14 protein-coding genes and 2 pseudogenes are annotated in these 22,623 nt (G+C 72.8%); 4 read left to right on the forward strand and 12 right to left on the reverse strand.

What is annotated here, in order from left to right; translation table 11 throughout:
• A partial coding sequence (locus ASC99_RS12230) for a DUF5682 family protein (protein ID WP_235583033.1) occupies positions 1-2,315 on the reverse strand: 2,315 nt, incomplete at its 3' end.
• 54 nt (positions 2,316-2,369) lie between these two features.
• Positions 2,370-3,479, reverse strand: coding sequence for an AAA family ATPase (locus tag ASC99_RS12235; protein ID WP_057231199.1), 1,110 nt, complete (start codon positions 3,477-3,479; stop codon positions 2,370-2,372).
• 259 nt (positions 3,480-3,738) lie between these two features.
• Between ASC99_RS12235 and ASC99_RS12240 the strand changes: the two genes are divergently transcribed.
• Both ASC99_RS12240 and ASC99_RS12245 read left to right on the forward strand, forming a co-directional pair.
• A complete protein-coding gene (locus ASC99_RS12240) occupies positions 3,739-5,034 on the forward strand; it encodes an SWIM zinc finger family protein (protein ID WP_057231201.1) in 1,296 nt (431 codons plus the stop codon).
• A gap of 233 nt (positions 5,035-5,267) precedes the next feature.
• A pseudogene (locus ASC99_RS12245) lies at positions 5,268-6,802 on the forward strand (DUF5691 domain-containing protein).
• Positions 6,803-6,813: 11 nt separating this feature from the next.
• Here the strand turns inward: ASC99_RS12245 and ASC99_RS12250 are convergent.
• From ASC99_RS12250 to ASC99_RS12265, 4 genes are all read right to left on the reverse strand, one after another.
• Positions 6,814-7,221 (reverse strand): cobalamin B12-binding domain-containing protein, encoded by a 408-nt coding sequence (locus ASC99_RS12250; protein WP_057231203.1) that lies wholly within the window; start codon positions 7,219-7,221, stop codon positions 6,814-6,816.
• Between the two features lie 195 nt (positions 7,222-7,416).
• A complete protein-coding gene (pcrA, locus tag ASC99_RS12255; protein WP_057231206.1) occupies positions 7,417-10,017 on the reverse strand; it encodes a DNA helicase PcrA in 2,601 nt (866 codons plus the stop codon).
• An 80-nt stretch (positions 10,018-10,097) separates the two neighbouring features.
• The gene (locus tag ASC99_RS12260; RefSeq protein ID WP_057231207.1) at positions 10,098-10,796 is read right to left on the reverse strand and encodes a response regulator transcription factor; all 699 of its coding nucleotides are present in this window, start codon (positions 10,794-10,796) and stop codon (positions 10,098-10,100) included.
• Positions 10,789-12,240, reverse strand: coding sequence for an ATP-binding protein (locus ASC99_RS12265; protein WP_057232104.1), 1,452 nt, complete (start codon positions 12,238-12,240; stop codon positions 10,789-10,791). The genes ASC99_RS12260 and ASC99_RS12265 overlap by 8 nt, the downstream gene beginning before the upstream one ends.
• Before the next feature lie 134 nt (positions 12,241-12,374).
• Here ASC99_RS12265 and ASC99_RS12270 point away from each other — a divergent pair, with 134 nt between their 5' ends.
• Entirely contained in the window at positions 12,375-13,850 is a 1,476-nt protein-coding gene (locus tag ASC99_RS12270) for a PspC domain-containing protein (protein ID WP_057231209.1), read from the forward strand.
• A complete protein-coding gene (locus ASC99_RS12275; RefSeq protein WP_057231211.1) occupies positions 13,847-14,095 on the forward strand; it encodes a hypothetical protein in 249 nt (82 codons plus the stop codon). The genes ASC99_RS12270 and ASC99_RS12275 overlap by 4 nt, the downstream gene beginning before the upstream one ends.
• A gap of 11 nt (positions 14,096-14,106) precedes the next feature.
• Here the strand turns inward: ASC99_RS12275 and ASC99_RS40365 are convergent, their stop codons facing one another.
• The 6 genes and pseudogenes from ASC99_RS40365 to ASC99_RS12300 all read right to left on the reverse strand — a co-directional run bounded on the left by ASC99_RS40365 (position 14,107) and on the right by ASC99_RS12300 (position 22,607).
• Positions 14,107-14,562, reverse strand: a complete 456-nt coding sequence (locus tag ASC99_RS40365; RefSeq protein ID WP_369824196.1) for a ubiquinol-cytochrome c reductase iron-sulfur subunit — start codon at positions 14,560-14,562, stop codon at positions 14,107-14,109.
• Between the two features lie 42 nt (positions 14,563-14,604).
• Positions 14,605-15,123: pseudogene (locus ASC99_RS40370) on the reverse strand (DoxX family membrane protein); the annotation flags it as partial.
• A gap of 161 nt (positions 15,124-15,284) precedes the next feature.
• Entirely contained in the window at positions 15,285-16,880 is a 1,596-nt protein-coding gene (gene guaA, locus ASC99_RS12285) for a glutamine-hydrolyzing GMP synthase (RefSeq protein ID WP_057231214.1), read from the reverse strand.
• A 741-nt stretch (positions 16,881-17,621) separates the two neighbouring features.
• Positions 17,622-19,115, reverse strand: coding sequence for a hypothetical protein (locus ASC99_RS12290; protein WP_157531496.1), 1,494 nt, complete (start codon positions 19,113-19,115; stop codon positions 17,622-17,624).
• Between the two features lie 48 nt (positions 19,116-19,163).
• The gene (locus ASC99_RS12295) at positions 19,164-20,945 is read right to left on the reverse strand and encodes a GMC family oxidoreductase (RefSeq protein ID WP_057231218.1); all 1,782 of its coding nucleotides are present in this window, start codon (positions 20,943-20,945) and stop codon (positions 19,164-19,166) included.
• Between the two features lie 42 nt (positions 20,946-20,987).
• Positions 20,988-22,607, reverse strand: coding sequence for a succinic semialdehyde dehydrogenase (locus tag ASC99_RS12300; protein WP_057231220.1), 1,620 nt, complete (start codon positions 22,605-22,607; stop codon positions 20,988-20,990).
• Positions 22,608-22,623 lie beyond the last annotated feature (16 nt).

Here is a 22,623-nt window from a genome sequence, read left to right on the forward strand (position 1 = left end):
CCCGAGCCGGCTCCGGCGGCGGTGCCGCCCAGGGCGCCGGCCGCGACCCGCTCGCCGACGGTGCGGCGGACCCCGGCCTCCAGGGCGGCGAACGTGCGCCGCAGCAACGGCAGGACATCGGTGAACGCCTCGGCGGGCACCCCGCTCAGCCAGCGGTCGAGCAGGCCGAGCAGTGCCGGGTCATGCAGCAGCAGAACGCCGCTGCCCGCCAGGAAGCCCTCCACCCAGCCCGCGGTGTCGGCCGGCTGGTTGCCGTGCGAGAGGGCCAGGCCGAGCCGCTGCCCGGCCTCCACGGAGTCGATCCGCCCACCGTCCAGCAGCAGCCGGGTGGCCCGGCCGCGGAGCAACCCGGGCACCCCGGCTCCCGTCCCGGTACCGGCCGCCCCGGTACCGGCCTGCGCCGGAGGCTGACGCCGCGCCAGCGAGCGCAATGTGGCCGCCCAGCGCTCGCCCAGCGAGTCGGCCGACGAGTCAGCGGGCTCCGCCGCCCGGGGCGGCTCGTCCGTCTCCAGCAGGCCGATCGCGGCGTGCACGCTCTCCAGATGGCCGCGTAGGGCGGCCGCCTGCTCCGCGTCCAACCCGACGCAGGCGGGCGGGAGCCCGACGCAGATCCGGTCGGCAAGGCCCCGGGCGACACCCTCCAGGGCCGCGCTGTCAGTCCCTCGGACGTCGCCGTACCGCAGCGCCCGGACCAGTGCCGGGAGCGCCTCGGCGAGCTGGGCCACGTCGGTGTCGAGGGCGGCCCGGTCGGCGAGGGCCCGCATCACGGCGGGCAGAGCGGCCGGCAGCCCCGCCAGCAGGCAGTGCTCGACCAGCTCGGTGAGCTGTGGCAGGGCGGTCGCCCGGGCGGCCCGCTCGACCGCGCGGCCGGTGGCGGCCGCCTCGACCGTGGTGCCCCACTGGGCCGCCACCGCGATCCGGACCGCGAACTCCGGCTGCCAGCGCAGCCGCCAGCTCTCCCGGAAGGTGCCGGTCGAGTTGACGGTCGAGCGGGCCGGGCTGCCCCAGTCGACGCCGAGCAGCCGCAACCGGTGCAGCAACTGCGAGCGGGCGGTGTCGTTCTCCTTCCGGAGGTCGAGGTCGAGCTCGCGCGGATCCGGCTCGGGCCTGAGCCGGAGGCTGCGCTGAAGCCTGCTCAGATCCCGCTGGAGCGGCACCGTCGGCGCCGACTCCGGGACCTCGCCGAGCGCGTCGCCGACCACCAGCCGGTCCTGCACCAGCGCGAGAGCCACCTCCGAGCCGTCGCACATCACGGACCGGACCGCGTCCAGCGTCTCGGCCAGCCCGGCCAGCGGGCGGCCGCGCATCGCGGCGAGCGTCTCGGCCAGCCGGACCGCCTCGATCACGTGCGCCGAGGAGACCGGGTGGTCCTCGGCCCGCAGCAGCTCGGCGACCCTGGTCATCCAGTGCGCCAGTGCCCGCGACCCGCCGCCCGAACTCCCCTCGCCCGAAGCACCGTTGGCGAACAGATGGTGGTACCAGCCGGGCGAGTCGATGCCGGCGCCGTAGCCGGTGTGCTGGGAGAGCCTGCGGTGCGTCCAGGGCACCCAGGTGATCTCCGTCTTCACCTTCTTCGGCAGCTCGGCCAGCAGTGCCCGGTCGTGCGCGACGGTCGGCATGACGCTCAGCGCCGGGACGTGCCAGGCGCCGCAGACCACCGCGATCCGGGCGTACTTGGCGCGCCGGGCGGCCCGGACCGCCTGGCGCATGTACGCCTCGCGGAGCTCGTCCCGGCGGCTGGTGCCGGCGCGCTCGCGCAGCGCCGTCATCGCCTCGGCGACGGCGGCGAACGGGGCCAGCGCGTCGGCCCCCGGGTCGGCGGGCGGGGCGCGGTGCTCGACCACGTCCTCCCACCAGCTCTCGGAGTCGGCGTGACCGGCCGCAGCGGCCAGCTGCCCGATCGGATCGTGCGCCAACGCGCCCTCACCATCGGGGGCTTCGGGCGCTCGGCCATCGGGTGCGGAAGTGCCCCCCGGCACTTCCGCACCCGCCGCCAGGCCGTACGCCGCCGGCAGGTCGATGAACCGGACCGGCACGCCCTGGTCGAGGGCGTACCGGATCGCCACCCACTCCGGGGAGAAGGCCGCGAACGGCCAGAACGCCGCCTGCGCCGGGTCGTCCACCGCGTGGGCCAGCAGGGCGACCGGCGGCACCATGCCGGGCTCGGCCGCCAGGCCGACCACGGCGTCCGCCTCGGGCGGGCCCTCGATCAGCACCACGTCCGGCCGCAGCCGCTCCAATGCGGCGGCCACCGCCCGGGCCGAGCCCGGGCCGTGGTGCCGGATGCCCAGCAACGTCACCGCTGCGTCGCTCATACCGTGCTCCCCTCGAACGAGTCGTCTACTGCCTGTGGCTCAACCAGGCGTCGGTCAGCGGGAGTTCTCCCGGCTGGCGCGGTAGAAGTCCTTCCAGCCGTCCCGCTCGCGGAGCACGCCCTCGACGTACTCCTGCCAGATCACCCGGTCGGTGGCCGGGTCGCGCAGGACGGCGCCCGCGACACCGGAGACCACGTCGCTCGCCCGGAGCACGCCGTCGCCGAAGTGGGCGGCCAGGGCCAGACCGTTGGTGACCACCGATATCGCCTCGGCGGTGGAGAGCGTGCCGCTGGGCGTCTTCACCTTCGTCCGGCCGTCGGTGGTCACGCCGTCCCGCAGCTCGCGGAAGACGGTCACCACCCGGCGGATCTCCTCGGCGCCCTCGGGCAGCGCGGGCAGGTCGAGCGAGCGGCCGAGCTGGCCGACCCGGCGGGTGACGATGTCGACCTCCTCCTCCAGCGAGCCCGGCAGTGGCAGGACCACCGTGTTGAACCGGCGGCGCAGCGCGCTGGAGAGCTCGTTGACCCCCCGGTCGCGGTCGTTCGCCGTGGCGATCAGGTTGAAGCCGCGCACCGCCTGGGTCTCCAGACCGAGCTCGGGGATCGGCAGGGTCTTCTCCGAGAGGATGGTGATCAGGCTGTCCTGCACGTCGGCCGGGATCCGGGTCAGCTCCTCGACCCGGGCGATCTGGCCGTCCGCCATCGCCCGCATGATCGGGGACGGCACCAGGGCGGCCCGGCTGGGGCCGTTGGCCAGCAGCTGGGCATAGTTCCACCCGTACCGGACCGCCTCCTCGGGGGTGCCGGCGGTGCCCTGCACCAGCAGGGTGGAGTCGCCGCTGACGGCGGCGGCGAGGTGCTCGGACACCCAGGTCTTGGCGGTGCCGGGGACGCCGAGCAGGAGCAGCGCGCGGTCGGTGGCCAGCGTGGTGACGGCGACCTCGACGATCCGGCGCGGGCCGACGTACTTGGGCGTGATCACCGTGCCGTCCGGCAGGGTGCCGCCGAGCAGGTAGGTGGCCACCGCCCAGGGCGAGAGCCGCCAGCGCTCGGGGCGCGGCCGGTCGTCCTGCGCGGCGAGCGCGGCGAGCTCGGCGGCGAAGGCGTCCTCGGCGTGCTCGCGGAGCACCTCGCTGGTCTCGGGGGCACTCGTGCGAGTGGTCATCAGGGCTCCTTCGGATCGGCCGCGGGCAGGCTCGACGGCAGGCTGAGGGCAGAGCTGTGGCAAGGGACGGAGAGGTCGGGGGTGACTGGGCGCAGGCGTCTTACCAGTGAGGACAGGCCCCGGATTCGGACATCCGTTCCCGGGCTGCGAGAACAACCATGCACCCCGGGACTGACAATTCGAGACCCTGGAGTGATAGATCATCAGTTCGAGTGAACGGGCCGCCTCGTTGTCAGTGCCCCCTCCTAGCGTCATCGGCATGGAGGAACGCTGGAGCACCGAACACGTCCTGTCCCTCGCCCCCGACCAGCCGTCCCGCAAGGCGGCGGGCAAGCTGTCCGCCCCCACCCCCTGGTCCGCGACCGGCCAGGGCGAGGGCGCGCTCTGGGGCCTGTGTGCGGGCAGCGGGAGCACGCCGTACCGAACAGTCGTCGAGCTCACCACGCCCGCCTACAAGTGCAGTTGCCCCAGCCGGAAGTTCCCGTGCAAGCACGCGCTGGGCCTGCTGCTGCTCTGGAGCGGCGACCTCCTGGCGATCACCGCGACCGAGCCGCCCGACTGGGTCGCCGAGTGGCTGAGCAGCCGTCAGCAGACGGTGGAGCGCCGGGCCGCGGCCACCACCGCCCCGGCCGATCCGGCCGCCGCCGCCCGCCGGGCCGCCCGCCGCACCACCCGGATCGCGGCCGGCGCGGCCGAGCTGCGGCTCCGGCTGGCCGACCGGGTCCGGCACGGCCTGGCCGACGAACCACCCGGCGACTGGGACGAGGTGGCCGCCCGGATGGTCGACGCCCAGGCCCCCAGGCTCGCCGCCCAGGTACGGGAGTTGAGCCACCTGCCGAGCCAGGAGCGGCTGGCCGAGTACGCGCTGCTGCACCTGCTGGCGGGCGCGGTCGGCCGGGCCGACCAGCTGCCCGAGGAGCTCGCCGCCACCGTCCGCCACCGGGTCGGCGTCCCCACCGACACCGCCGAGCTGCTGTCCGGGCCGACGGTCCGGGACCGCTGGCTGGTGCTCGGCTCCCGGGACACCGCCGACGACCGGCTGACCACCCGCCGGATCTGGCTCCGCGGCGCCAAGACCGGCCGCCCGGCCCTGCTGCTCGCCTTCGGCGGCCCGGGCCGGGCCCCCGAACTCGCCCTCCCCGTCGGCCGGCTGCTGGAGGCCGATCTCGCCTTCCACCCCGGCGTCCGCCCGCTGCGGGCCGTGCTCGGCAGCCGGTACGGCGAGCCGGAGCCGGACGCCTCGGTGCCCGACGGAGTGACGGCCGGGGAGGCGGTGGCCGAGTACGGCCGGGCGGTCGCCGAAGACCCCTGGGTGGAGTCCTGGCCGACCGTGCTCTCCGGCGTCGTCCCCGTACTCGGCAGCGACGGCTGGCGCCTGACGGATGGACAGCACAGCCTCCCCGTCCGCGCCGGCAGCTGCCCCGAGCCCGCCCTCTGGCGCCTCGCCGCGGTCTCCGCGGGCCACCCCCTCACCGTCTTCGGCGAATCCGGCCACCGCGGCTTCGCCCCCATCACCGCCTGGCCCACCAACGGCCGGGCCACGCCCCTCACTTAGGCAGGCCCTCAGCCATGCACCACCAGGGGCTCGGGGAACTGCGACGCCAACCTCGTGGTGCGTGATCGCCGCGTGATTGGCCAGGCACTTTCGCTTGAACCCGCACACCAGGTGACCTAAGCCGCACCCGCACTTTGGCCCAGTCCCGTGGCCGGCGTCGCCCACGCGGCGGAGCCGCACATCAGCGGAGCCCCGAGCCCCTGGCGTGTGCCCTGACTACTACGGAGTCCTCGATGAGCATCACCGACGCCTGGCAGGAGCTGCACACCACCGCCCTGCTCGGCACCGACCGCCGTCCCCTGCCGCCCAGCCCGACCGGCCCGGCCGCCGGGGTGGACCGGTCCGACCCGGCCACCGCGCTGCTCGACCTGGCCGCGTTGGAGACCGTCCGCCGCCGCGCCGGTGCCCGCCCGGAGCCGGCGGTCCAGCCGCCCACCCCGGCCGCCGGGGACACCCGGCCTGAGCCCCCGTCAGCAGCCGTCCGCCGGCTGACCGTCCTGCTCGGCGGCCACCACACCGGCACCGCCAACCTGGGCGAGCTGCTCCCGCAGTGGCTCGCCGCCGCCCCGTCCCGGCGCTGCTGGACGCCGCCCGGGCGCGCAGCGAGCTGCGCCCCGACGTGGTGGCCCTCGCCGGTCCGCTCGGCCGCTGGCTCGCCGGACAGAATCCGGACTGGAAGTACGTCCACCGCACCGCCACCGAGCAGCCGGGCGCCGAGCCCGACGAACAGCTCTGGTTGGAGGGCCTGTTCGCCGAGCGGGTCACCCTGATCTCCCGGCTGCGCCGGACCGAGCCGACCGCCGCGCTGGAGCTGCTACGCGGCACCTGGTCCACCGAGCGCGCCGAGGACCGGCTGCTCTTCCTGGATGCCCTGCACGAAGGCCTGTCCCTCGCCGACGAGAGCTTCCTGGAGACAACCCTCACCGACCGGAGCAAGAACGTCCGGGCCACCGCCGCCGAACTGCTCTCCACCCTGCCGGAATCAGCCCTGGCCGTCCGGATGGCGGAGCGCGCCCGGGCCGCCGTGCGCCTGGAAGCAGCGGGCAGCCGACTGACCGTCAGCCCACCCGAGGAGTGCGACGCCGGAATGCAGCGGGACGGCATACCGCTCAAGTCGCCCACCGGCCGCGGGCAGCGGGCCTGGTGGTTCGGTGAGGTGATCGCCGCCGCGCCGCTCGCGCACTGGACGACGGAGACCGGGCTCACCCCGGAGCAGCTGCTCCGACTCCCCGTCAGCGACACCGACCCGGCCGGTCCCGACTGGGCCGAGGACCTGCACGAGGCCTGGGCCCGAGCGGCGGTCCGTCAGCAGCACGCCGGCTGGGCCCGCGCTCTGCTCGGTCCGGCTCCCCGGCGCACCGGCAACCGACAGGCACGTACGGCAGGTAAGCCCTCGCCGGGCGCACCGGCCCGGCTGCTCGCGGTCCTACCGGAGTCCGAACGGGCCGCCTGGACGGCCGCGTTCATCCAGACCCACGGCCTCGGCGAGGCGTTCCAGCTGCTCGGCGCCTGCGCCACGCCGTGGACCCCGCCGCTGAGCACAGCCGTGGTCGCGGCGCTGGAGCGGGCCGCCGCCTCGGGAGCGTACCCGTGGAGCCACAGCGGAGTGCTCGGCATGACCGAGCGCGCCCTTGCGCCCGAGACCGCACCCGCAGTCGCCGCCCTGGCCGCCGACGCGACGCCGAATTCGGCCTGGGCGGACACCCTGGCCCGGCTCGCCGAGACGCTCCGGTTCAGGGCCGTCATGCTGGCCGAACTCGCGGGCTGACCGACTACCGATCAGCTGGCGACGCGGAGGTTCGCCTCGACCCAGGCGACCACGTCGCGGGTCGGGGTGCCCGGGGTGAAGATGTCCGCGACCCCGATCCGCTTGAGCTCGATGATGTCGGCCTCCGGGATGATCCCGCCGCAGAAGACCTTGATGTCCGCCGCGTCCCGCTCCTTGAGCAGCTCGATCACCCGGGCGCAGAGCGTCATGTGAGCGCCCGACAGGATGGACAGGCCGATCCCGTCCGCGTCCTCCTGGATCGCGGTGTCGACGACCTGCTCGGGCGTCTGGTGCAGGCCGGTGTAGATGACCTCCATACCGGCGTCCCGCAGGGCGCGCGCAATCACCTTCGCGCCCCGGTCGTGACCGTCAAGCCCCGGCTTGGCGACGACCACACGGATCGGCCCTGACACACCCATGACTGCCTCCTGGACCACGTCGTCCCACCACCAGCGGCCGAACTGATCGGACGCACGTGGTTAACCACTGATAACGAATCTGAGGGGAGGTTAGCGCTCTCGGGGCCCGTTGACGGATTCCCCTCCCCAGAGGAGGGGAAAATCACAACATCCACGGGCCCCGTACCTCTCAGAACGGCCGGCCGCCGAAGCGCGTCAGAGCTTCTCGACCGGTGCGTACCGCAGCAGCAACTGCTTGCGCCCGGTGGCCCCGAAGTCCACCGTGGCCTGGGCCTTGTCCCCGACGCCCGTGGTCGCCACCACCGTGCCGAGCCCGAAACTGTCGTGGGTGACCCGGTCGCCGACCGCCAGCGAGACGGCCTCCCGCTCGGTGACCCGCCGGGCTGACTGGCCCCAGCCGGCCTTCGGCGAACTCGCCGCCCCCGCCGACTTCCTGGCACCCGAACCGGACGAGCCACCCGACGACGAGAACCCACGCGAGGCCGGCACCGCCGACGCCCCCGTACGCTTCCACTCCACCAGCTCGGCCGGGATCTCCTCCAGGAACCGCGAGGCCGGGTTGTACGAGGGCTGCCCCCACGCACTGCGCAGCACCGACCTGGTCAGGTACAGCCGCTCCCGCGCCCGGGTCAGCCCGACGTACGCGAGCCGCCGCTCCTCCTCCAGCTCCTTGACCTGGTTGAGCGCCCGCATGTGCGGGAAGATCCCGTCCTCCATGCCGGTCAGGAACACCACCGGGAACTCGAGCCCCTTCGCGGTGTGCAGCGTCATCATCGTGATGACACCCGCGCCGTCCTCGTCATCGGGGATCTGATCCGAGTCCGCGACCAGCGCGACCCGCTCCAGGAAGTCCGCCAACGAGCCGACCGGCGGCGTCCCTTCGTCGTCACCCTCCGGCCGCTCACCCGGGTCCTGCTCGTACTCCAGCGCCACCGAGGCGAGCTCCTGGAGGTTCTCCACCCGGGTCTCGTCCTGCGGGTCGGTCGAGGCCTGAAGCTCCGCCAGGTACCCGGTCTCCTCCAGCACCGCCTCCAGCACCGCCGCCGGACCTGCCCCGGATTCGACGATCTGCCGCAGCCCGGCCATCATCTCGTTGAACTTGCGCACCGCGTTGGCCGACCGGGCGGCCATCCCGTACGCCTCGTCCACCCGCACCAGCGCCTGCGAGAAGCTGATCCGCTCACGCTGCGAGAGCGCGTCGATCATCGCCTCCGCGCGGTCGCCGATCCCGCGCTTGGGCACGTTCAGGATCCGCCGCAGCGGCACGGTGTCCTCGGGGTTCGAGAGCACCCGCAGGTACGCGAGCACGTCCCGGACCTCCTTGCGCTCGTAGAAGCGCACCCCGCCGACCACCTTGTACGGCAGGCCGACCCGGATGAACACCTCCTCGAACACCCGGGACTGCGCGTTCGTCCGGTAGAAGATCGCCACGTCACCGGGCCTGGCACTCCCGGCGTCCGTCAGCCGGTCGATCTCGTCGGCGATGAACTGCGCCTCGCCGTGCTCGTCGTCCGCGACGTAGCCGATCACCTTCTCGCCGTGGTCACCGGCCGTCCAGAGCTTCTTCTCCCGGCGCCCGGTGTTGCGCTCGATCACCGAGTTCGCGGCGCTCAGAATCGTCTGCGTGGAGCGGTAGTTCTGCTCCAGCAGGATGGTGGTCGCGTTCGGGTAGTCCTCCTCGAACTGGAGGATGTTCCGGATCGTCGCGCCACGGAAGGCGTAGATCGACTGGTCCGCGTCACCCACCACGCAGAGCTCGGCCGGCGGCACCTCGGACAGCCGGCCGGCCGCCGGGTTCACGAAGTCCCCGTCCACCGTCCGCTTCGGCTGCGCGGCCACCGCGCCGCCGCTCAACTCCCGGACCAGCATGTACTGGGCGTGGTTGGTGTCCTGATACTCGTCGACCAGGATGTGCCGGAACCGCCGCCGGTAGTGCTCGGCCACGTCCGGGAAGGCCTGGAGCAGGTTCACCGTGGTCATGATGATGTCGTCGAAGTCCAGCGCGTTGGCTTCCCTCAACCGCCGCTGGTAGAGGTGGTACGCCTCGGCGAGCTTCCGCTCCATCGGGTTCGCCGCCTGGCCGGCGTACGTCTCCTCGTCGATCAGCTCGTTCTTCAGGTTGCTGATCTTCGAGGTGAAGGACTTCGGCGGGAACTGCTTCGGGTCCAGATCCAGATCCCGGCAGACCAGCGCCATCAGCCGCTGCGAGTCCGCCGAGTCGTAGATCGAGAAGCTCGACGTGAAGCCGAGCACCTTGCTCTCCCGGCGCAGGATCCGCACACACGCACTGTGGAAGGTCGACACCCACATCGCCCGCGCCCGCGGCCCGACCAGCGCCTCGACCCGCTCCCGCATCTCGCCCGCGGCCTTGTTGGTGAAGGTGATCGCCAGGATCTCCCCCGGCTGCACCCCCCGCGCGCCGAGCAGGTACGCGATCCGGTGCGTCAGCACCCGGGTCTTCCCCGACCCGGCCCCGGCCACCAGCAGCAGCGGCGCCCCGGAGTGGATCACCGCCTCCCGCTGCGGGTCGTTCATCCCCTCCAGCAGCTGCGCCGGGTCGATCACCGTCCGCGCCGCACCGTTCCGGTAGAACGCGTCCCGCTCGGCCTGAGCCGCGTGGTCGGTCTGGAACAGCCCGTCCGGCACCGCCTCTTCGTACGAGTCGTCGTACGGCACATCGTCGTACGGCGGCGGCTCCTCGTCCGCGAACGGAGGCTCTGCGGGTGGCTGCTTCGACCCGGCCGAGGACGGAAGCTCGAAGCCGGGGAGCGGAAGGTTGTCAAAGAGGCTAGTCATGGCCCTACGAGTCTATGGGCCCGCACCGACACCTCCGGAGAAAACAGCCCACTCCCCCCGGCCCCAGCCCCGGACCGCCGTCAGACCAGCCGCCGCGCCGTCGCCCAGCGGGTCAGCTCGTGCCGGTTGCTCAGCTGGAGCTTGCGCAGCACCGCCGACACGTGCGACTCCACCGTCTTCACCGAGATGAAGAGCTGCTTGGCGATCTCCTTGTACGCGTAGCCGCGCGCGATCAGCCGGAGCACCTCGCGCTCGCGCTGGGTGAGGCGGTCCAGGTCCTCGTCGACCGGCGGGGTGTCGGTGGCGGCGAAGGCGTCCAGCACGAAGCCGGCCAGCCGCGGGGAGAACACCGCGTCGCCGTCCGAGATCCGGAAGATCGCGTTGACGAGGTCGGCACCGGTGATGGTCTTGGTGACGTAGCCGCGCGCACCGCCGCGGATCACGCCGATCACGTCCTCGGCGGCGTCGGAGACCGACAGTGCCAGGAAGCGGACCCCGTTCGGGTCGGACATCAGCGGGGCGGAGCGGCGCAGCACCTCGACCCCGCCGCCGCCGGGCAGGTGGACGTCGAGCAGCACCACGTCGGGCCGGGTCTCGGCCACCACCTGGATCGCCGACTCGACGTCGTCGGCCTCCCCGACCACGTCGATGCCGGTGACCTCGGTGCGCCCGATCTCGGCCCGCACCCCGGTCCGGAACATCCGGTGGTCGTCCACCAGCACCACCCGGGCAACCCGATCCGGCACAGCCTCAACGGCCCCCGACACAGCGTCAGTCATCTGCTCTCTCCATCTCCAGCTCGACCTCGGTCCCGCCGTCCGGCGCGGGCCGCACCCTCGCGGTGCCGCCGTTGCGCTTCATCCGGCCGATGATCGACTCCCGTACGCCCATCCGGTCCTCCGGCACGCCGTCCGGGTCGAAGCCGGGCCCGTGGTCGCGGACGAACACCGACACCGTCCGTCCCTCCACCTCGGCGTAGACCTGGACCGGTCCTCCGCCACCGTACTTGGCGGCGTTGACCATCGCCTCCCTCCCGGCCTGGATCTGGGCCGCGATCCGGTCGTCCATCGGGCAGTCGCCGACGCAGACCAGTTCCACCGGCACCCCGTGCAGGTCCTCCACCTCGGCCACCACCGAGCGGATCCGCTCGGCCAGGGTGTCCGGGGCGGCCTCGGCGGCGGCCTCCGGGCGGTACAGCCAGAGCCTCAACTCCCGTTCCTGGGCCCGGGCGAGACGGAGCACCTCCTTGGCGTCGTCGGCGTTGCGCTGAATCAGCGTCAGGGTGTGCAGCACCGAGTCGTGCACGTGGGCGGCGATCTCGGCCCGCTCCTGGGCCCTGATCCTGGCCGTCCGCTCGGTGCCGAGGTCCTGCCACATCCGCAGCGCGTACGGGCCGACCAGCACCAGCACGCCGGCCAGCACCGCGAGCGCGGCCTCGATCACCGAGGACACCGTGGAGTCACTGCCCTGCAGGATCAGGAAGCCGACGGTGCCCGCGACCACCAGCAGCACCCCGGTGCCGACCCTGGTGTACGCGGCCCGCCGCTTGGTGCCCTCCTCCAGACCGAACCAGCGCTGCCAGCGCGAGTCGTCGGCCTGCCGCCAGACCAGCGCGACACCGACCCCGATGGTGAGCAGCGGCCAGACGTACGGCCTTGCGGTCTGGATGTGCAGCGCGTTGAGCAGCGCCATGATCCCGACCACCAGCAGCAGCAGCGCGAGCAGCTGCCCCAACCCGCCCCTGGTCGGCCTGGCGTCCGCGACGGCCTCCGCGGGGCCTCCGGCCACCGCCGTCTCGCCGTGGAAGGTGCGCTGCAGCAGCTCGCGCAGCCGGCCGACCCGGCCGGGTCGGCCCTTGCGCAGCTCGCCGCCGACCACCGCGTCGGCGGGCACGAACCCACCGTTGACGTACGCCCAGCGCGGCCCGCCGCCCGGCGCGGGCTGGCCGATGCCGATCGGCACCACGAACCAGAACGCCGCGTACAGCAGCACCCCGATCCCCTGCGCGAAGAACAGCAGCACGAAGGCGACCCGGACCCAGGTGACCGGCAGGCCCAGGTGCAGGGCCAGGCCGTGCGCCACGCCGCCGAGCATCCGTCCGTGCGGGCTCCGGTAGAGCCGGCGGTAGGGCGGGGATGCCGCCCCGAGGTCGGCTGACGGTGCGTCAGAGGGGCGCGGGCCGTCGGGTGCGAGGGGTCTGGGATCGGTGCCGGGTGCTGCCACGCCACCGATGGTCACACGTCCGCCGCCCCGAACGCATCAGGGTGGCACCCCCGATCCTTCTCAGGGAGAGATCAGGGTCCGTACCGGGCACCGGAAGGTTGGGCACGAGCGGTCGGACCAGCAGGATAGGAGCCATGACGGACGACCAGATCACCGCGCCGGGCCCGACGGGCACGCCGGCCGACCCGGAGCGGCAGCGCCCGCCACTGACCCGCAGTGAACGGCACCGGGTGGTGGCCGGCGTGTGCGGCGGTCTCGGGCGGCACCTGGACATCGACCCGGTGGTGTTCCGGGTGGTGATCGCGGTGCTCTGCCTGTCCGGCGGCCTCGGCCTGTTCCTGTACGGCCTGGCCTGGCTGATCGTGCCGCGCGAGCCGACGGCCGAGGGCCGGCCGGGCCGGACCGAGCTGCAACGGGTGCTGACCGGCCGGGTGGACGGGCAGTCGATCGGCGCGGTGCTGCTGACCTTGATCGGCACCGGGGTGTTCTTCTCCTCGATGGGCGACGGCGGGCAGCTGTTCCCGATCCTGCTGCTCGGCGGCCTGATCCTGCTGGCCGTCAGGTACGACCCGGAGCGGCGCCGCCGAGGCCGCCTCGGCCGGCGCTTCCACCACTGGCAGTACGGCCCGGCCGGGCCGTACGACCGGCCGGTGGACGAGAACGGCCACCCGTACCACCTCGGCGGCACTCCGGCCGACTGGCGCGAGCGGGCGGCCGAGCAGCACGCCCGGGAGCGGTCGGCGGGCACCGTACCGACCGACACCCCGGCGCCGGGTCCTTCCGGCTACCTCTGGGATCCGCGGCACCCGGAGCGCAACCCGTACGCCGGGCAGCTCCCCCAGCCGCCGCAGGCCCCGCAGCCGCCACCGGCCCCGCGCCCGCCGCACGAGGCCCTGCCGTGGTGGCAGCGCACCGATCTGCCGCCGGGCGACCCGCTGCGCAAGAGCGGCCGGTCCGCCCCGCTGCCACCCGCTCGACCGCGACCGGCGGTGCGGCGCCGGGAGCGGTCGTTCCTGGGCCCGGCCGGGCTGTTGCTGGCCGGCGGCGCGGGCACGCTGGCCTGGTGGCTGATGAGGAGTCAGGGTGACACGGTGCGGGTCTCCACCGTGCTGTCGGCCGCACTGCTCGCGCTCGGGGTGGTGATCCTGGTCGGCGCCCGGTACGGCCGGGCGCGCGGGCTGACCGTACCCGCCGTGCTGCTGACCATCGCGCTGGCTGGGGCCTCGGGCTCGAACGTCACCCTGGAGGGCAGCTTCGGGGACCGCCTGTGGGCGCCCGCCTCGGTCGCCGACATGCAGCCCGAGTACCGGCTCGGCGCGGGCGACGCCGGCCTCGACCTGAGCGGGATCGACCCGGCGGGCGGCACCGTCACCACGGCGGCCAAGCTCGGCGCGGGTGACCTGCGGGTGACCGTCCCCGGTGACGTGGACGTCCGACTGACCCTGCACGCCGTCCTGGGCGACATCCGGGTCGCCGATCGCAACCTGTCCTCGGGGGCGGGCAACAACGTGGAGTACCAGTTGCATCCGACCAACGGTCAGCCGTCCAAGGGGACGCTCGACCTCACGCTCACCGTCGGCCTCGGCGACCTCAGGGTGGTGCAGTCATGAGGAAGCACCGGCTGGACGTCTACTCCCTGATCGCGGGCACCCTGTTCACCGTGATCGCCGTGCTCTACCTGGTCGCCTCGCTGAACGACCGCACGGTGAACGGCCGGATCGTGCTCCCGGTCACCTTCATCGTGCTCGGCACGGCCGGCCTGGCCGGCGCGGTGTCGGCGATGACCCGGCGCGGCCGGCCGGCCGGCCAACTCCAGGCCGACCCGACCCCGGCCGACCCGGAGGACACGCCCTAGGGGCCAGGGGCCTAGGACTGCACCGCGCCCAGGTCCAGCTGCTCGCCGTTCTTGGTGACGGTGTACTTGGGCAGCGGCTTGGTGGCCGGTCCGTTGATCACCGCACCGGTGGTGGCGTCGAACCGCGAGCCGTGGCACGGGCAGTACATCTGGTTGTTCTTGGGGGCGTCCACGGCGCAGCCGGAGTGGGTGCAGACCGAGGAGAAGCCGCAGTACTGCCCCGCCTTGGGCTGCACGATGTAGACCGCGTCGCCGGAGGCCGGGTCCTTCACCTGGGCCGACCCGCCGACCGGGACACTGGCGGCGGCGACCGACACCTTGGCACCGCCCGTGGCGGCACCCGGCGAGGAGGTGGGCGGCGGTGTCGGAGCCGCGACGGTCTTGGTGTCCCGCCCGAAGGTGGCGGTCAGCGACCCGGCCAGCAGCCCGGCCCCGCCCAGCGCGACGGCCGCGATCCCGCCGTCCACCAGCGCCCGGCGGCGGACCTGGTCCTCCGCCAGCCCGCGCCCCCGGTCCCGGCCTGAGCGCCCGGCCAGGTAGCCGTCCACCGACAGGTACGGCGTACCCGCCAGCACCAGCGGCAGCCAGGCCATCAGGTAGACCAGGTCGTTGCCGAGGTAGTACGGCGCGACGTTCCAGCTGACGGTCAGCCAGAGGCTGAGGCTGATCAGGGCGCCACCGGTGGCCGCGATCCGGCCCCAGAGGCCGAACACGGTGCCGAGGCCGACCGCCAGCTCGCCGAAGGCGATGGCCAGCGCGAAGAAGGTGGGGTAGTCCAGCGCCGGACCGAGCGCCCAGCCGATCGGGCTGAGCGGCTTGACGGCGGTGGTCTGCGAGACGAAGGAGGCCGCGTCACCGGCCCCGGCCAGGTAGTGCGAGTCCGACAGCTTGTCGAAGGCGGCATAGACGAAGGTCAGTCCGAGGAACAGCCGGAGCGGCAGCAGTGCGTACCGGGTGCCCAACTCCCGCCACTGCGCCACTCGTTCCGCTCTTCCCGACTGTTCCGGCCCACCATGCCCCACCGCCATGCGCCGACACCCTCCGCTCGCGGCCCGTCAACTGCTGACAGGTCCGGTCCGATTCTGCCCGTTGTCCCGCCGTTTCGGTGGCACGGCCCCCTACCGAAACGGCCGCGCCGCCACCCCTTCATACGGGGGCAGCGGCGCGGCCGTTCATCACACGGTGGGAATTACTCCCACTCGATGGTGCCCGGGGGCTTGCTGGTGATGTCCAGCACCACCCGGTTGACGTCCTTGACCTCGTTGGTGATCCGGGTCGAGATCTTCGCCAGCGCCTCGTACGGCAGGCGGGACCAGTCGGCCGTCATGGCGTCCTCGGAGGAGACCGGGCGCAGCACGATCGGGTGACCGTAGGTGCGGCCGTCGCCCTGCACGCCGACGCTGCGGACGTCCGCCAGCAGGACCACCGGGCACTGCCAGATCTCGCGGTCGAGACCGGCCAGCGTGAGCTCCTCACGGGCGATCGCGTCGGCCTCGCGGAGCAGGTCCAGCCGCTCCTTGGTGACCTCGCCGACGATCCGGATGCCCAGGCCGGGGCCCGGGAACGGCTGGCGCTGGACGATCTCCTCCGGCAGGCCGAGCTCCTGGCCGACCATCCGGACCTCGTCCTTGAACAGCTTGCGCAGCGGCTCGATCAGCTTGAACTGCAGGTCCTCGGGCAGCCCGCCGACGTTGTGGTGCGACTTGATGTTGGCGGTGCCGGTGCCGCCACCGGACTCCACCACGTCCGGGTACAGGGTGCCCTGGACCAGGAACTCGACCTCTTCGCCGTGCTCGCCGGCCTCGGCCACGATCTCGGCCTGGGCCTGCTCGAAGACCCGGATGAACTCCCGGCCGATGATCTTGCGCTTCTCCTCGGGGTCGCTGACCCCGGCCAGCGCGGTCAGGAAGCGCTCCTGGGCGTCGACCACCTTGAGCTGGATGCCGGTGGCGGCGACGAAGTCCTTCTCGACCTGCTCGGTCTCGCCCTTGCGCATCAGACCGTGGTCGACGTACACGCAGGTGAGCTGCGAGCCGATGGCCCGCTGCACCAGTGCGGCGGCGACGGCGGAGTCCACGCCACCGGAGAGGCCGCAGATCGCGCGCTTGCTGCCGACCTGCTCGCGGATCAGCGCGACCTGCTCGTCGACCACGTTGACGGTGGTCCAGTTCGGCGCGATCCCGGCACCCCGGTAGAGGAAGTGCTCCAGGATCTGCTGGCCGTGCGTGGAGTGCAGCACCTCGGGGTGGTACTGGACGCCGTAGAGCTTCTTCTCGTCGTTCTCGAAGGCGGCGACCGGCACCACGTCGGTGGACGCGGTGACGGTGAAGCCCTCGGGGGCGGCGGAGCAGGCGTCGCCGTGCGACATCCAGACCGCCTGCTCGGCCGGGGTGCCCTCGAACAGGGTGGAGCCGGACTTGCTGACGTGCAGTTCGGTGCGGCCGTACTCACGGGCACCGGAGTTGTCGACGGTGCCGCCGAGCGTGATGGCCATCAGCTGGAAGCCGTAGCACATGCCGAAGACCGGGACCCCGGCCTCGAAGATCGCGCGGTCCAGGCGGGGCGCGCCGTCCTCGTAGACCGAGGAGGGGCCACCGGACAGGATGATCGCCTTCGGGTTCTTGGCGAGCATCTCGGCCACCGGCATGGTGCTCGGGACGATCTCGCTGTAGACCCGGGCCTCACGCACCCGACGGGCGATGAGCTGGGCGTACTGGGCGCCGAAGTCGACCACCAGTACGGTGTCGAGCTCGGGAGCGGACTGGTCGGGAGTAGCAGAGGACACGGACGGCCTTCCGGCAGCGGTGTGGGGGTGTCACCTCAGATTCTACCGGCCGACACAGCGCCCCTGTTTCACCCGCTTGCCCACGCCGTCCGGCGTGACCGGCGCCCGGCAGGATCGTTGCTCCTGACGACCGCACCTTCCGGGTCGCGCCTGCCAGGCGCGAGGCCGGCCGGGTGGTCGAACCCGACCCATGCGCGTGGATCTCTCAGTCCACCGGCGCGCGTGGCGCCGCCGCTCCCCTGTCGGGGACGGCCCGCCGTGGGACCGTGCGCGGGTGGTGTGACCGGATCGGCAGGGGACAGCCGCCCGGGCACGACTGAACCAGTGAAAGAGGTACGGCGGCCTGCGTCCGGGACGCCGGGCTCCGGCCGCCGTACCTCTGGAGCTCTCGACCCGTCCCACTGGCCACTACTACGGAGCGTAGTCGACCTTCCGGTCCGATTCGCTCGTCTCCGAACCGTCGGACAGGGTACGCCGGTCCGACCGAGTACGAGTCGGACTGTACCGAACTGCGTCGAACCGGTTGCAGACCCGGGGCTCCGTCCAGCACGATGCTGCATGCGGGGTTGACCTGTCGTCAGCCTGAACATCACGCTCCGTTAAGGGCCGCCCCGCATCCGGACCATCCTTCCGGACGGCGCTCATCCCCCGGCGCCGTCACCGCAGCACCGGCGCCGCCCTGACGCCGTGTGCTGAACGACAAAGGGCCCCGTTCCCCCGCGGGGCCCTTTGCCCGTCCGGCTACCTGTCGGTCGTGTGCGAGTCCAGTACCTCACCGGCGAACGGCACGTGTGTCGGCTGCGGCGGGACCACTGACGGCGCCTCAGGCGGCAGCACCGGCAGCGGCAGCGGCTCGCGGCGGAACAGCAGCGGCACCGCGAACGCACCGACCGCCGTCCAGACCAGGTTGGCCGCAAGGACGGAGAGCAGCGCCAGGCCGATCGAGGCCTGAGCGCCCACGGGCTCCGCCGGGTCGATCCCGAATGCCTCGCCGGCCGTGCCGCGCAGGTCGGCCCCGCTCCACTGGGTCATCCCGGAGAGCAGCATCAGCAGGCTGGCGCCGATCCAGTAGAACCCCGCCGCCCGGATCCGGCCGGCCAGGTCGAGCCGGCGCACCGCCCGACCGAGCAGCAGAGCGGCAGCCAGCGCGAGCAGCACGGTCCACCGCCAGTGACCTGTCTGCCCGGCCAGGTCGAAGAGCGAGAAGTTCTGGTCCAGCTCGTCGCGCAGGTCGAACTCGGCCGGCCCGCTGCGCTCCTGCCACAGCCCCGCCGTGGCACCCGAGCCGAAACCGAGCAGGTTCAGCCCGAGGTTGGGCAGCACCAGGAGCCCCAGCAGTGTCACCTCCAGCGGCATCAGCGAAGCCGTCAGGACCAGCGCCACCACGGTGGCCAACGCGACCGTCAGCGACAGCGCCCGAGCGGCGGCCGCCGCACTCGCCGTCCAGTCGCCGAGGGCCCCGCGCAGCCTGTCCGCGCCGTACACCCCCGCAGCCAGAGCCGTGGCCAGGACGGCCGAGCCGAGTGCCGACCAGGCCGTGCCGACCGACACCGTCACATGGTCGGCAAAGGCGAACTGGAACAGCCAGTCCATCGGCCCGCCCAGTTCCTCCCGGCGGCCGGAGTTGTGGTGCTCGACCCCGGCGAGCAGGCCGAGCGCGGCGGTGACCACCACCGTCAACAGCACCGGGCGGCCGGCTTCGGCCAGCAGCCGACGGATGGTCGGCTCCGGCGCCAGGCGCCGCCGGGCCGCCCGGAGGCCGTACCCGAACAGCACGGCCCAGAGCAGGGTGACCGTCATCGGCAGTACCCACATCTGGTTGACCAGCGCTGAGGAGAACTTCTCGTCACCGATCTCCATGCGACTGCCGACCGGGCCGCCGAAAGCGGTCAGCACCACAGCGAGCGCGACGCCGAAGCGAGTGCCGAAGCCGAGGGTTCCGCGCTCGCCTGCCAGGCCGAACGACAGCAGCAGCGCGACCACCAGCAGCAGCGCGGTCGGCGCGGCCACCGCCCTCAGCGCCGGGCGCCAGTCGGCCTCGGTGAACCAGCGCAGCACGGCCGGCCGGGGCTTCGCCTCGACCACCACCCCTGCGCCCCAACTTCCCTCCTGCTGCGGTGCATTGAGCCCACCGCCGCCGAACTCGACCTCACCGATCGCGAGCGACTGCCCGCACGCCGCGCAGCGCGTCGCCCCCTCGGCCGACGCCGCGCCGCACCCACCACAGATCGCCATTCGTTCCCCCTCGTCAGGGGCCGTTATCCCACCGCCGTCGAGAGAGTGTCAACCGAGCTTCTTCGGCACCTTCGGCACCGGGATCAGCAGCTCACCGAAGGCGCCCTTCGGGACGGCCGGCGCCAGCGGGGTGACCGCGGGCACCCGGCGGTACTCCTCGCCCTGCTCGGGGCGGGCGTCCGTCTCGCCCTTGTTCGGCCACATCGACATCGCCCGCTCCGCCTGGGCGGTGATGGTGAGCGAGGGATTGACGCCGAGGTTGGCGGAGATGGTGGAGCCGTCCACCACGCTGATGCCGGGGTAGCCGTAGAGCCGCTGGTACGGGTCGACCACGCCGCCCTCGGGACTGTCGGCGATCGGGCAGCCACCGATGAAGTGGGCGGTCATCGGGATGTCGAAGATCTCGCCGACGGTGCTGCCGGCGAAGCCGTTGATCGACTCGGCCAGCGCCCTGGCGCCCGCCTCGGCGGCCGGGATGTACGTCGGGTTCGGCGCGCCGTGGCCCTGACGGGAGGTCAGCTTGCCCTTGCCGATCCCGGACTTCTTCAGTGAGACGGTGATCGAGTTGTCCAGCGACTGCATCACCAGGCCGATGATGGTCTTCTCCGACCAGCGGTGCTGGTTCATCGACTGCGCGAAGATCACCGGGTGCCTGGCCGCCGTGACGGCGTACCGCAGCCAGCGCGGCCCGCGACCGACCCCGGGCACCTGCTGCACGCTGAGCGCGCCCATCGCGTTGGAGCCCTTGCCGTAGCGGACCGGCTCGATGTGGGTGAACTCGTCCGGGTGGATCGAGGAGGTGATCGCCACCCCCTTGGTGAAGTCGACCTTCTCGCCGTACCGCCGGTCGGTGGTGGAAGCCCCCACCAGCGCCTCGGAGTTGGTCCGGGTCAGCTCGCCGAGCCTGGCCGAGATGGCGGGCAGGTGGCCGTTGTCACGCATCCGGTGCAGCAGGGTCTGGGTGCCGTAGGTGCCGGCCGCGACCACCACCTTGGCGGCGGTGATGGTTCGGGCCCCGGCCTTCTCCCGATCCTTGGAGCGGGAGTTGGTGCGCCGGACGTCGACCGCATAGCCACATTCCCCGTTGGCGCCCTCGACCGGGCGCAGCCGCTCGACCGTGGTGAGCGGGTGGATCTCGGCGCCGTTCCGCTCGGCCAGGTAGAGGTAGTTCTCGGTCAGGGTGTTCTTGGCCCCGTGCCGGCAGCCGGTCATGCACTCGCCGCACTCGATGCAGGACTTCCGCTTCGGCCCGGCCCCGCCGAAGTACGGGTCCTCGACCTCGGTGCCCGGCGCCACCTTGGCCTCGCCGTCACCGTCCCGGCCGTCGCCGAAGAAGACCCCGACCGGCGCCAGGTGGAAGGTGTCGGCGACGCCCATCTTCTCGGCGGCGGCCTTCAGGTGGACGTCGGAGGGGGTGACGGTCGGGTTGGTGCGCACCCCGAGCATCCGCTGGGCCTGGTCGTAGAACGGGCCCAACTCCTCCTGCCAGTCGGTGATGTGCTGCCACTGCCGGTCCTCGAAGAACGGCTTCGGCGGGACGTACAGGGTGTTGGCGTAGTTCAGCGAGCCGCCGCCGACGCCGGCCCCGCCCAGCACCAGCACGTTGGCCAACAGGTGGATCCGCTGGATGCCGTACAGGCCGAGGGCGGGGGCCCAGACGTAGTTCCTGGTGTCCCAGGAGTTCTTCGGCAGCTCGTCCGGGCCGAACCGCCGTCCGGCCTCCAGCACCGCGACCCGGTACCCCTTCTCGGTCAGCCGCAGTGCGGCCACCGAACCGCCGAAACCCGAACCCACCACGACCACGTCGTAGTCGAAAGCGCCATCCGCCATTGCCTGCAACTCCTAGAAAGAACGCTCTACTTGCAGCTTCGACTACTTGAAACGGAGGACCTTCAACGCCTTCAGGCTGGTGGTGAAAAGCGCGGCGAACTTCTCGTCGTCCAGACCGAGCGAGGGCGCGATCGGCAGCATCCGCTGGGTGGCGATGGTCTGCGCCTCGGTGAAGCGCAGGATGCCGTCCGAGCCGTGCCGGCGGCCGAGCCCGGAGTCGCCCATGCCGCCCATCGGCGCGCCGACCGAGCCGTAGGCCGCGGCGTACGCCTCGTTCACGTTGACGGTGCCGGTGCGCAGCCGGGCCGCGATCGCCCGGCCGCGCCGGGCGTCCTTGGTCCAGACACTCGAATTCAGGCCGTACGTGGTCGAGTTGGCGGCCTCGACCGCCTCGTCCTCGGTGTCGAAGCGGTAGACCGAGACGACCGGACCGAAGGTCTCCTCGCCGCAGACCGCCATGCCGGGGGTGACCCCGTCCAGGATGGTCGGCTCGAAGAACAGCGGGCCGAGGTCGGGGCGGGCCTGACCGCCCGCCAGCACGGTGGCGCCGGCCTTCACGGCCTCCTCGACGTGCCGGGTGACGGTCTCCAACTGCCGGTCGGAGACCAGCGATCCCATGTCCGCCCCGTACGCCAGGCCGCCGCCGAGCCGCAGTGCGCTGGTCCGCTCGGCGAACCGGCGGAGGAACTCCTCGGCGACCGAACGGTGCACGTAGAGCCGCTCGATCGAGATGCAGAGCTGCCCGGCGGAGGAGAAGCAGGCCCGGACGGCGCCTTCGGCGGCCTTGTCCAGGTCGGCGTCGGCGAGCACCAGTAGAGCGTTCTTTCCACCCAGCTCCAGCGAGGCGCCGACCAGCCGGGCGGCGGCGCGCTGGGCGACGTCGCGGCCGGTCTGGGTGGAGCCGGTGAACGAGACGTAGTCGGCGTGCTCGACCACGGCCGGGCCGATCACCGGTCCGTCGCCGATCACGATCTGCCAGAGGTCGGCGGGCAGCCCCGCCTCGATCAGCAGCTCGCGGGCCCAGAGCGCGGTCAGCGCGGTCTGCGTGTCCGGCTTGTTGACCACCGCGTTGCCGGCCACGAAGGCGGGCAGCGCATCGCCGACCGAGAGCTCCAGCGGGTAGTTCCACGGCGAGATCTGCCCGATCACACCCTTGGGGCGACGGGCCTCGATCGCGTGCGTGAGCACCGGCATCGCACCGCCACGACGGCGGTCGCGCAGGTAGGACGGCGCCTTCCGGCCGTAGTGCCGGGCGGCCAGCGCGGCGCCGAGCACCTCCTCGAAGGCGTGCAGCCTGGCCTTGCCGGTCTCGGCCTGGATCAGGTCGAGCACCTCGTCCTGCCGCTTCAGCAGCAGGTCGTGGAAGCGCAGCAGCACCCCGGCCCGGCGGCGGACCGGCAGCGCGGCCCACGCCTTCTGGGCCCGCCTGGCCAGCTGGTACGCCACCTCGACATCGGCCGGGGTCGACTGCGGCAGGGTGGCCAGCCGCTCGCCGGTGAGCGGAGCGGTGGTGTGCACCAGCTCGGGCTCGCCGGTCGCGGTGACGCCCCGAGCGAGCCGGGCGACCACCGCCGCCGGGACCGCCGAGGCGACCGTCCGGGCCGCGCCCGGGGCGGCGGGGTTGCGTCCGGTGGTCTGTCCGACTGCCGTGGTGTCCGTCATGGGGCGCAGCCTAGGC

Source organism: Kitasatospora sp. Root107, assembly GCF_001424875.1.
Taxonomy (GTDB): Bacteria; Actinomycetota; Actinomycetes; order Streptomycetales; family Streptomycetaceae; genus Kitasatospora.